General features: G+C 34.1%; 10 protein-coding genes. 3 read left to right on the plus strand and 7 right to left on the minus strand.

The features are described from left to right. Positions 1 to 275: 275 nt before the first annotated feature. The 6 genes from ACFIJK_RS00460 to ACFIJK_RS00485 all read right to left on the minus strand — a co-directional run bounded on the left by ACFIJK_RS00460 (position 276) and on the right by ACFIJK_RS00485 (position 7530). Complete coding sequence (locus ACFIJK_RS00460) at positions 276 to 1550, minus strand: pitrilysin family protein (protein WP_012754834.1); 1275 nt, start codon at positions 1548 to 1550, stop codon at positions 276 to 278. Between the two features lie 83 nt (positions 1551 to 1633). Next, a complete protein-coding gene (gene thrC / locus ACFIJK_RS00465) occupies positions 1634 to 3031 on the minus strand; it encodes a threonine synthase (protein WP_375625715.1) in 1398 nt (465 codons plus the stop codon). Between the two features lie 624 nt (positions 3032 to 3655). Beyond that, the gene (locus tag ACFIJK_RS00470) at positions 3656 to 4018 is read right to left on the minus strand and encodes a hypothetical protein (protein WP_375625717.1); all 363 of its coding nucleotides are present in this window, start codon (positions 4016 to 4018) and stop codon (positions 3656 to 3658) included. 214 nt (positions 4019 to 4232) lie between these two features. Then, on the minus strand, positions 4233 to 4595 hold the full coding sequence (locus ACFIJK_RS00475; RefSeq protein WP_375625719.1) for a hypothetical protein: 363 nt from the start codon (positions 4593 to 4595) through the stop codon (positions 4233 to 4235). Positions 4596 to 4778: 183 nt separating this feature from the next. Continuing rightward, a complete protein-coding gene (locus ACFIJK_RS00480) occupies positions 4779 to 5135 on the minus strand; it encodes a hypothetical protein (RefSeq protein WP_375625721.1) in 357 nt (118 codons plus the stop codon). A 1699-nt stretch (positions 5136 to 6834) separates the two neighbouring features. After that, complete coding sequence (locus tag ACFIJK_RS00485; RefSeq protein WP_375625723.1) at positions 6835 to 7530, minus strand: HAD family hydrolase; 696 nt, start codon at positions 7528 to 7530, stop codon at positions 6835 to 6837. 371 nt (positions 7531 to 7901) lie between these two features. Between ACFIJK_RS00485 and ACFIJK_RS00490 the strand changes: the two genes are divergently transcribed. Continuing rightward, entirely contained in the window at positions 7902 to 8990 is a 1089-nt protein-coding gene (locus tag ACFIJK_RS00490) for a site-specific DNA-methyltransferase (protein ID WP_375625970.1), read from the plus strand. A 771-nt stretch (positions 8991 to 9761) separates the two neighbouring features. Here the strand turns inward: ACFIJK_RS00490 and mutY are convergent. Further along, positions 9762 to 10820, minus strand: coding sequence for an A/G-specific adenine glycosylase (mutY, locus tag ACFIJK_RS00495; protein WP_375625725.1), 1059 nt, complete (start codon positions 10818 to 10820; stop codon positions 9762 to 9764). A 142-nt stretch (positions 10821 to 10962) separates the two neighbouring features. Here mutY and ACFIJK_RS00500 point away from each other — a divergent pair, with 142 nt between their 5' ends. Then, positions 10963 to 11463 carry a DUF721 domain-containing protein gene (locus tag ACFIJK_RS00500; RefSeq protein ID WP_375625109.1) on the plus strand — a complete coding sequence of 167 codons (501 nt, stop codon included), beginning with the start codon at positions 10963 to 10965 and terminating at the stop codon, positions 11461 to 11463. An 82-nt stretch (positions 11464 to 11545) separates the two neighbouring features. Further along, positions 11546 to 12202: a DsbA family protein gene (locus tag ACFIJK_RS00505; protein WP_375625108.1), complete on the plus strand. Its 657-nt coding sequence runs from the start codon at positions 11546 to 11548 to the stop codon at positions 12200 to 12202. The last annotated feature ends 58 nt before the right edge of the window (positions 12203 to 12260 follow it).

Genomic DNA, 12260 nt, shown 5'->3' on the forward strand with positions numbered 1-12260 from the left:
ACCACATGTCCATTTGCTTCAATGGAACTTGAAGCGAATGAAGTTTTATATTTTAAAAGGGCAAAGTTAAACCATGAATTTCCAGATTTCACGGATATACCTTCACTCATTAGAATCTTTATCACATGAAGTATGAATTGGGTAGTTTTGTACGCTTCTTTGCCCAATATTTCCAAAACTTATTTAATGAGAAGAGCTTTTGTGGTAAATTTTACGATAAAATATGTGTATGTTTATGTGTATGTTATTGTGATGCTGTTTTGAAAAGAAGTTTTTTATTTTAGCTTGGATGAAAGAGTTGACGTTAAATCATCAAAATTTATGAGGGGTCCTACAGGTCCGACAGCAGTTAGTGTTGGAGTGGAATTTGTAAAAAGACGATGTGCTAAGTCAGTTAATCTTTTAGGAGTGATGAGATTGAGGCGTTCAATTGTTTCCGATATTGGAATTGGTCGACCATAAAGGAGTATTTGGCGAGCAATGAGATGTGCTTGACTAGAGGGATTTTCCTGTGACATTGTCAGATTCGCACGATATTGCGTTTGTGCTCGTTGCAGTTCATTGGCGTGAATGTTTTTACTGACCTTGGAAAGTTCATCAAGAATCACGGGAATAAGTTCTTTGAGCCCTTCTTGTCCGGTAGCTGCGTGAACACCAAAAAGCCCAGTATCTGAAAATCCCCAATGAAAAGCATAAATAGAATAGCATAATCCACGTTTCTCTCTTACCTCTTGAAAAAGACGTGAAGACATACCACCACCAAGAATGATTGAAAGAATTTGGGCCGCATAAAAATCACGCGCGTGATAAGCACGCCCTTCAAACCCTAGAACAACTTGTGTATCCATTAAATCGCGATATTCACGAAAGTCGCCACCGACATAATTTGCAAGATTAGTAAGAGGTGCGGTTGAATGGGAGCGAAAAGTACCAAGACGACTTTCAACTTCTCGCAAGAAACTTTCGTGTTTTACAGCTCCTGCAGCAACGACAATCATACGATCTGCACTATATTGTTTATTGATGAAATCATGGAGATCAGTAGATGTAAATGATTGAATAGTTTTAGCTGTTCCTAAAATAGAGCGTCCAAGGGATTGATGACGAAAGGCTGTTTCTGTAAAGTGATCAAAAACAATATCATCAGGAGTGTCATGAGCGGCACCAATTTCCTGAAATATTACTTGTTTTTCTCGTTCTAGTTCATTGTCGTCAAATTTTGAATGCATTAAAATATCGGCTAAAATGTCTATAGCAAGTGGAATATCGCTTTTAAGTACACGTGCAAAGTAAGCTGTTGTTTCAATACTGGTTGTGGCATTGATTTCACCGCCAACATCTTCAATATCGGTTGCAATTTGAAAAGCAGTGCGGTTTTCGGTTCCTTTAAAAGCCATATGCTCAAGAAGATGAGCAATACCATGCTGTGTGGAGGTTTCATTGCGTGAGCCCACTTTAACCCATATTCCGAGGGCAACACTATCAATTTGTTGCATTGTATGTGTGGCGATAGTCAAGCCATTACTAAGGCGACATATATCTACATCCATGTATTTACAACTCCATTAAATAAGCTAAATACCTCATTGTAAGGGTATTAGAATATTCTTGATTTAAGTTAATGCAGCTAACTTTAATAAGATGCACGCGATTTTAAAGAAATATAATCTTTTACTATTTTTTCATCATTAGCAAGACTTATAAAGTGTTCTTCGCGTTTCATTACATCATTGAGATGAGATGGCCATGGGGCATGAAGTCCACAAGCACTTTTAATAGTATCAGGAAATTTAGCTGGATGAGCCGTGGCAAGGACGATCATTGGAATATGCGGTTTTTTGTTTTTACGCGCTACTTGAAGAGCGACGGCTGTATGTGGATCAACAAGATAGCCACTTTCCTTATAGACACTATCAATTGTTTGAGCTGTTGCAGCCATGTTGCTTTTCCCAGCGGAAAATAGGGAACGAATATTTTTGAGTTGCTTTTCATCAAGAGTAAAACGTCCTGATTGTTTCAAGTTGTCCATTGCATTGCGAATCCACATTGGATCACGATTGCCACTTTCAAAGAGCAAACGTTCAAAATTAGAAGAGACCTGAATATCCATAGAAGGTGATGTTGTATGAACTATTGGTTGTGTTTCGTAAATACCACTGGTCAATGTACGTGCAAGGATGTCATTATCATTCGTTGCGATGACCAGTTGAGCAATGGGTAATCCCATACGGGCTGCAACATAACCTGCAAAAATATCACCAAAATTTCCAGTAGGAACAGTAAATGAAACAGCTCTATCAGGAGCTCCTAAGGAAAGCGCAGATGAAAAATAGTAAACAATTTGCGCCATGATACGTGCCCAATTTATAGAATTAACACCTGAAAGCGCTCTTTTTTTACGAAAATTGTGGTCATTAAACATTGCTTTGACAAGAGCTTGGCAATTATCAAAATTTCCTTCAATTGCAATGGCATGAACATTTGAACATTGATTGGTTGTCATTTGCCGTTGTTGAACAGGTGATACACGTCCTTTGGGAAATAAAATAAAAATATCTGAGTGTTCTTTTCCAGCAAAAGCTTGTATCGCAGCCCCTCCTGTATCACCTGATGTTGCAGCAATAATCGTTGCAGATCTATTTTTTTTAGTCAAAACATAATCCATCAGCCGAGAAAGAAACTGCATTGCAACATCTTTAAAAGCTAAAGTAGGACCATGAAAGAGTTCAAGGATAAATTCATCTGCTCCAGTTTGTCGTAACGGACAGATTGCTGGATGGTGAAAGGTTGCATAAGATTCAGCGATCATACTTTCAAAAGCTGTATATTCGATTTCGTTATTCACAAAGGGCCACAAAATAGTTTTAGCAATTGTTGTATAGGATTGGCCACGAAGTGCCCGTAACGCATCAAATGAGAGCTGAGGAAATTTATCTGGCAGATAAAGTCCTCCATCACTTGCCAACCCTGTCATGATCGTTTCCGTAAAGCTTAAAGCAGGAGCTTCACCTCTCGTGCTGATATATTCCATAAGTCTTGTCCTTTTTTATTTCTGGAAAATTGGTGAAGTTATTTATTTCACGTTTTTCATAATATTTAAATTATTAAATGGATAGTTTTTTTACTCAATAATGAAAGGCAATAGTCTAAAGCATTTTTATTTTTGAGATATAAACGTCAAAAGTTCACAGAAAATCTGTTAAAGTCGAAATTTTTTTCTCTATTATTCATTCACTTAAATTTTGCAATATATCTTCATTTGTGCACCTTCTTAAATAATAAAATCAAATAGATAGAATGGTATTTATTGAAGAATTTTTTTTGTAAAACTCAATCATTCATATTTATTTTATGCTCTTATACTTTGTAACAATTAAATCTGCTAAAATGAATGTTGAAATGATATAAATCAAAATTCATACTGAAAGATTTATAAGGTAATTTTATGGCATTTCGTGCGCAAATTTATACTTTGAATAATTTTTGTTTAGCTTAATTTATTATTTTGTATACTAATAGATATTATATTTGTTCTATACAGTATGGTAACCTAAATTTTATCCATAGAAAACATACGACAGCCTGCTACATGATGTGAAGCAGGCTGTAAAGTATTCTCATTTTAAATAGAAAAAAATAACTAAGTATCTTTGAATTATTTGCCTTTAAGTTTTCCTATTGCCCATCCGATTGTCCCGCTAAATATGGACATAAAAAATCCAGTCAAGAATCCAAAACCCAAAGCTCCTACTGTAGAAAAAACTCCTAGCGTAATTGGTTCAAATACTTTCTCAAATTTTCCTTCAATGGCAGTTTCACTTTTTGCTCCATGAGTGAAACTTGGGACATAAAGAGAAGCTATATCGATAGCTTTTTTCTTTCCCTGTTCTATTAGAGAGACAGTTTCCCATTGAATATCATTTTTCAAATGATTGGCATGAACATTTATAACTTGTGAAAGCAAAAAAACAACTGCTATAAAAATATTTAATATATAAGTTTTCAATACTTTAATCATAATTTATCACCAATACTTTTATTTTAATTTGAATTGAATTGAATAGATGCATCGGCAGAATTAGTGCACATTGAGAGAAACAGAAGCATTTAAAGCTTTTTCATTCTTAATGTGATAATTCATTAGTTTTTTGTCATCAACAATGGATAAATACAAAATATATCCATAGTTTATATTTCGTATGAGAAGGTTTTATTCTAATAAAATTTCAATTTTAACGAGATTTAAAATACGATATTATTTTACCTATTATCCATGCTAAAAACATGCCTATCGTACTTGATGCATATCCAAGTGCCATCCCAACACCAAAGGTTCCGAGTGTAAGAGGTTCAACGACCTTTTCAAATTTTCCTTCAAGAGTAGTTTCATTATCCACTCCAAGATTTAGAATGGGGCTATAGAGAGAAACGGTATGGACTGTATCCTGTCTTTTCTGCTCTATGGCAGAAACAAAAATATTCTCACGATGAGTATTATTTTGCAAATAGTTTGCATGCACATTTACAATCTGTGAAAGAAAAAAGGCAGACATAATGAAAATACTTAACATATGATTTTTTAACAATTTAATCATAATTTACCTCAAATATTTTATAATATTCAATATATATATATGCGTAAATTTATACTTTGGATATTTGGATATAATCTACAACATTTATCTCTTGTATCAAGAGAAGCTTCATTATGTAATTATTTACAACAAATAATAGATTCATAATGAAGCTATTATTCTAGAGTTCTAGACGAGACTGAATTATTTGAACATTAACACTATGTCCTTTATCCAACTTATTATCGATCCTATAAAGCTCATTGCATATCCAGCAAACAATAGTCCCACTCCTATAGTCATAGGCTCAACGACCTTTTCAATTTTCCCTTCACCTGTTGTTCCATTTTCTGTTTGATAATTTACAGATGGAACATAGAAAGAAGTCGTAGAAACTACATCAGATTTTGCATACTTTACTTGTTCCATTGGGAAAACAGAAAGTTCCTCTTTTGGAGTATCGTTTTTCAAATAGTTTGCATTAACATTTACAGTTTGTGAAATAAAAAAAGTGCTCGCTATAAAAATGCTTAAGATATAATTTTTAAATATTTTGACCATAACTTTACCTCAAATATTTTTAATTTATAGATGTAAGAAAATATACATAATGTTTATATATCTCACACTATATACAATTTTGATATTTCAATATGTATTTTTAGTCAATAATAAAAATACATATAAAAATATAAATATAATTTTTTATAAACATTATTGTAAAAAAGTAACAGTAATAATTACAGAAATATTTTTTAAAATTTTATGAATTGTTTTGTTATGTGTTATATATAAATAACATGTGGTCATCGTATAATTTTTATAAAATGATATTAATATTATTTTTTAAATACATTTATAGATACTAAAAAATATACAATTATCTCATAGTATAAAGTAGAGCTCGAATTGGATAGAGATAAATGATATTATCTTTGTCTCGCCAATGTGAACAGCATATTACTGTGATGTAAAGCAGTGTATAGAAGAATATCAATTCAGACACATTTATGAGTGCTGAAAGATCGGCATTAGATAATATTTTTAACATTTTCTTCTTTCCAAACTGAAAATCCGCTTTTATTTTTAGAAGGGGTGTCTTTCCTAAAGTTGGATTACTTTTGAAAAGATCTGATTTCATTGCTTATTTAAAAAGTCTATGTAAGTGCTTTCGGAAAAATTTGAGCAACTACTGGTATCTCTTTACGTTGTTTAAGGTTATTATATGTTTCATATTTATGTGCTTTTTTAAGAAATCCGTCTCAAGGTACTCAAGCCTATTTTGCAATAATAGATATGATGATAAAGCCCCATAATATAAAATTCTTAGGGCATCAGAATCTTTGACGTTTACAAAGAAGAAAGATGGCACCGCCATACACTTTGCTCGCTCCTAATGTTGCTACAGATCTTTGCCTCTTGAGATGATTTATTAAGAGGCATTTTTATTTCTTTATTTAATTCAGCATATCCAGATTTGAAATGAGAGAATCTCACAATATTCGGTTTTTTCATTTAATTTGAATAATGATAAATTATGATTATAAATCAATGTTTTTGCCTGTAAATTACTTGCTATGAAATGTTTTTTATAAAATGCACATCTTCATAAGAATGTATTCTTTTTATCTTTTGTAATCTTAGGGAGGTTGTACCAATTGATGCTGTTTAAATACTGTTTAAGCAGTAAAGTAAATAAGCCTTCAACAAGTTTACGAGATTTGGATTGAGTAAATATAAGCCATTCTAACTCAACAAGGACACTTTTATTGTTTTCAATAAACTCTTGTGTTCCATAGATTCTGGGAATTTTAATATTTTTTTCCATAATCAATACGCACATACCCTACAATTTTACTATAGTGTGTGATTTTTTTGATCAGATGAAAAAGGCTAGCAATTTTCATATCTTATCGAGCAAGGCATCGTAATATTCCTTTTTTGACAAATATAATAATTTATCCGGATGGGCTGCTGAGGTTGGGAGTGGATATCGGAGTTGAGATAGATAAGCAGGGTTTGATTGTTATGAGCTTGCACCCCTGTTTTTTGCTTTTTTAAAGCACGTGCAATGGTTAACTGACTTATGATTACTCAACGAGGTGCTATATTTTTTTCCTTCACATTGAGATACAATTCACCCGTGTTGTGAATTACGCATTTATTGAAGTTATTATAAAAGAAGTAGCGAGAAGAGAAGGGCATTTGAGTAAAAATGCTTCTTACAAGAGTTTACAAACTGATATATTCAAGAGATTTTTTATAATAGATCTCGCCATACTGCCATTGCTTCTAAGACTTCTCCTAAATGAGCATGTTTTGCGATAACTGTTTCTGCGCCAGCTTCTGCAAGTGCATTAGAGTGACCAAGATAGCTATGGGATCCTCCCGTAAAGCCGATGACACGCATGCCTGCTGCTATGGCTGCGTGTACACCATGAAGTGAATCTTCTATAACGATAGTGTTTTGGGGCTCTGCCTGTAATTGTTGTGCGGCAAAAAGGAAAATATCAGGGGCCGGTTTCGTTCTTTTTGTTCCAACTTCAGGTGCTGAAAATATTTTACCTTCAAAAAGGTCATAGAGATCAACCGTGGTGAGCATCTCTTTTATATCTACGCTTTTTGCATTAGAGCAGATACAGTAGGGATAGCGTGTTTGAATAATTTCTACTGCTTCTCTTACATCATCAATAGCCCGTAATTTAGTTTTTATTTGTGTACGAAAAATATTAGTCATTTGATCTATGAGATGAGCAGAAATTGGTTTTTCTGTTTCCTGTTCAACGTGTTTAAGAATATCGCGAAAGATAAGTCCTGCAAAACGCTCACTTAATTCTTCGGGTGATATTTCATATCCTGTTTGTTTGAGCAATTGAGATCCAATTTTTGCTGCAAGATATTCAGAGTCGACGAGAACCCCGTCACAATCAAAAATAATAAGATCTATCTGAGGCATAAGATATTCCTTTACATGTTACGAGATGGACAACTTTTATGAAAACGATATTGAGAGGATCTTATTTCATAAAAATCTGCTTTGAAAATGATTCTTAATTCTTTTACGAAATAAAAGATATGGGAACAGTACATTGAAAAAAAGAAAAATAAGGTTTCATTCATATGAAAGTTTTTTTACTTAAAAAAACAAAAACAATTATCAATTTTGTATAATTTTAACGATACGTTTACGCTATTTTGTAAATATGGATTGGTAATGCGGGCCTATAAACTATTTTGGTTGATTATAGGGCAAATTCAGTTAATTTTGTTGGGTTTTTCATGACAGTTATTCAGCTTCAAAAAGATTTTCTTCGTACCCCCTCACAGATGCCATGGCGCAATAAAATTTTTAAAGGAGATTGTGTTTCTGTTCTAGAAAAACTTCCAAAACATTCCATTGATATGATTTTTGCGGATCCACCCTATAATTTGCAATTGGACGGAGCTTTATACCGTCCAGATCATTCGCTTGTTGATGCGGTTGATGATGCATGGGATCAGTTTGAGAGTTTTGCTGCTTATGATGCTTTTACCCGTGCATGGTTGCTTGCTTGTCGTCGTGTATTAAAACCCAACGGAACACTTTGGGTTATCGGATCTTACCATAATATTTTTCGAGTTGGGACGGCATTACAAGATTTAGGTTTTTGGATGCTTAATGATATTATTTGGCGCAAAAATAATCCGATGCCTAATTTTCGAGGACGCCGTTTTCAAAATGCTCATGAGACGCTTATTTGGGCCGTACGAGATCAAAAAGATAAAAAGTACACATTTAATTATGATGCCTTAAAAGCGGCAAATGAAGATCTACAAATGCGTTCAGATTGGCTTTTCCCTCTCTGCACTGGAGCTGAACGTTTAAAGGATGATTCAGGGCGTAAATTACATCCAACACAAAAACCGCAAGCGTTATTAGCGCGTATTATTATGGCTTCTAGTAAACCTGGTGATGTTATTCTTGATCCGTTTTTTGGTTCGGGAACAACAGGTGCTGTTGCCAAGCTTTTAGGGCGTGATTTTGTTGGGATTGAACGCGAGCAAGATTACATTGATGCAGCATGTGAGAGAATTGCATCGGTTAAACCTTTAGCGCAACCAGAACTAGCGATTTTGGATAGAAAAAAAGCAGAACCGCGCGTAGCATTCAACAGTTTGCTTGAAGCAGGTTTACTCTATCCCGGAGAAGTTCTTTATGATCGCAAGAAGCAAGTATCTGCTATTGTAAGAGCTGATGGTACGATTATGCATGGTGGTGAAGCGGGTTCAATTCACGCAATGGGAAGAAAGGCTCAAGATTCGCAGAGTTGTAATGGTTGGACATTTTGGTATTATGAGGAAAATGGACGCTTGAAGTCCATAGATCATTTAAGAATGATCATACGTTCACAAATGTTAAAAACGGGTGTTTTATGAACTAAGCTGATTGCTTCATTCTAGAGTGATCATCAATGTATCTGATCTTGATTGAGATGGAGGTGGGGCCGTTTATGCCTTTCTTAGATGTTTTTTATTGACACACTAATCTCGCTTGTAAGCGGCAAGCGAGTATTTTTATGCTTCTTGTAGAAGAAATTAAAATGAGAAACTTTCACTCTATGTTCTAATTTGAGTTCCAAAACAGTAAAATTTCAATATAATTTTATGAAAATGAAAGACTAGAATTAAAAGGCTCATTCAGAAGTTCAAAATTAAGTGCTTTTTTGAGATAATACGTACATCTGTAAAGTGTGTATGATGTAATTTATTTATAAAGATAATTTAGCGTTATTCACATTGAGTTTCCCCGAATATCGTCAAATTTTCTTATTTCAAACGTGTTCCATATTGAATCAATGAAATTTACTTGCTTACATGTCATCAGCGGAGTTGGCGTGTGAATAAAAATTGTTAAAGAAAAAATTAAAAGTACCTTTTATGAACCGTTTCAAGTGCCAAGGGTTGTTTTAGGGGACTGGTAAATATTAGGGGACTGGTAAATATAATGATGGTACGGATTTGCTCCTTCATAAGCGAAAAAAGGATAGATCCTGAAATTTAAATCTAAGCTTTTCTATCCCTCCTTAATTCTTATCTGTAGGAAAAATTGGTTATTTCATTTTTTTAAATTTTTCTTTTACAGATTAAGAAATGGTTGCTAGAGATACAAAAGTCTCTGTTAGAAAACATTTTTACGAATAGGGAAGGTTATTTAAATCTGAAAGAATTGGGAAGTGCTACAGAAATGGCTTTTTTCATAACAGTAGGTAGTGCTTCTTCGGCAAGATGTTGAATGTTACACCACCAACCATTTTCACAATTCATTTCATGAACATCCTCAGTATAGTAAACATCGAGTTTTAGAGAAAAGTGAGTAAAAACATGCGTAATTTGTCCTTTGAATTGCCAATTGGCAGTAAAGGGTGCGTTTTGGAGCCCATTTTCGTTGTTTATGCCAATATTGTTAGGAATTTGGGTCATTCCACCAAGGAGCTTTTGCGTCTGTCGTTTTTCCAAATAAATTTGTCTCTTTTTATTAAGGACCACAAAAGCAATACCTGTTTTTGAAGGGCGTTCTTTTTTAGGGGCTTTGACTGGAAAAGATTCCGGTTGTTGCGTCTTTGCTGCTTTACATAAACATTGAAGAGGGCAGATATAACAAGATGGTTTGCGTGGAGTACAAATTGTTGCTCCTAAATCCATCATTGCTTGAGCAAAGTCACCAGGACGATTTAAAGCAGTAATTTTTTGTGTTTTTTCTTTAATTTCAACTTTTGCTTTTTGTAATATTGAAGTGATAGCAAAAAGGCGCGCTACCACACGTTCGACATTACCATCAACCACTGCTACAGGGTGATTAAAAGCAATTGAAGCAATGGCTGCGGCAGTATAATCTCCAATACCGGCTAGAGTTCGCAATTCTTTTACAGATTGTGGAAATTGTCCTGCGTAGTTTTCAACAAGTTGTTGCGCACATTTTTTAAGATTACGTGCGCGTGAATAATAACCAAGTCCAGCCCATGCTTTCATGATGTCATCTTGTGAGGCTTTTGCTAAAGAGGAAAGATCAGGCCATAGTTTCAGAAACTTTTTAAAATAAGGCTTAACTGTTTCAACGGTTGTTTGTTGAAGCATGATTTCAGAAAGCCAAACTTGATAAGGATCAGGACGGATACCTTGTTTTTGCTTTTCGGGGGTAATCCGCCATGGGAGATGTCTGTGATTTTGATCGTACCAAGCAAGGAGGTGCGAAGAAATTTCATACATGATTGTTTTCAAGCATAGGAAGATATAAAATGCAAAAGAAAAAATTATTTATTTTGTTGATATTTCATAAATTGAGGAGGCAATAATTTTTAGATGAAACAAATGATTTTAATTTAGTAAGCGATTGAACAATGATCTAAAAATGAGAAAACAACTTAAAAAACATATCTTTTATTCTCTTTCTGAGACGGTATACAAAATACTTGATCCAGTTTTACGCAAACGGACAGGGCTTAATGTAGCGCTTATAGAACATTGGCCACAAATTGCGGGCTATGATATCAGTGAACATACAATGCCGCTTAAAATTATTTGGAAACGTCGTGCAGATCAAGATGATGTTTTTCAGCCAGCAACACTTGTTGTCGCATGTGAAGGATTTGCTGCGTTAAAATTGATGCATGAAACAGAGGAGTTACTTCATAGAATTAACGGATTTTTTGGCTATATTGCTATTGATCGCATCAAGATTGAGCAAAGGAGTATGTCGGTTTTTATGAATCACTTGCCTCTAAAATCATCTTTGAGTGAACAAGACAAAAAATGCGTGGGAGAAATGCTTGAAGGAATTGAAGATAAAAGCTTGCGCCAATCACTTTATAAACTTGGCTGTTGCATTTTCTTGGAAAAAAATAATAAATAGAAAGATATTTTATATATTTTTCTTTAATATATGAGAAAGCATTGGATTCTTATTCGTTAATAACAACAGAAAAGTATTATTTATGGTAAAATATCGTTCTTTTTTATCTTTCGGGATAATTTTTCTCTTCATAACGATTGTACAAAACAGTGTAACAGTTGCTTTAGCGCGTGATCCAAAACCAGTGGCAACTGTTGATATGGAAGAGCTTCTCCAATCGGATAAAGTAAAGGATCGCTTTGAGGGAGAGGCGGATGCACCGGTCATCATTGTTGAGTATGCTTCGTTGACATGTGCCCATTGTGCGCATTTTTATAATGATATACTTCCTCAAATTCGTAAAAAATATATCAAAACAGGAAAAGTAAAACTGATTTTCCGCGATTATGCTTTTGATCCTCGGGCAACAGCAGGTTTTATGTTGGCACGGTGTGCACCGGAAGATCGCTATTTTCCTTTGATAGAAGTTTTATTTCAAAAACAAAATGAATGGGCTTTCGGAAAAGATGCTCTAACACCATTGAAAAAAATTGGCTTAATGGCTGGTTTTACAGATGAAAGTTTTACTGCATGTTTGAAAAATCAAGCCATTTTAGATGAAGTGAATGCATCCTTTGAGCGTGGTAAAGAGCTTGGTGTTACAGCAACGCCTACTTTCTTTATTAATGGTAGTAAATATGAAGGTGCCATGAAAGTAGAAGACTTTTTTTCGGTGATTGATAGTTTTCTTAAAAAATGAATCTTAATCTTCCAGAAGATGGATAGTGATACTTTTTGTCATTATCGCTTTTGGAAGG

It is taken from the genome of Bartonella sp. PS17NMGDW (genome assembly GCF_042193555.1).
Taxonomy (GTDB): domain Bacteria; phylum Pseudomonadota; class Alphaproteobacteria; order Rhizobiales; family Rhizobiaceae; genus Bartonella; species Bartonella grahamii.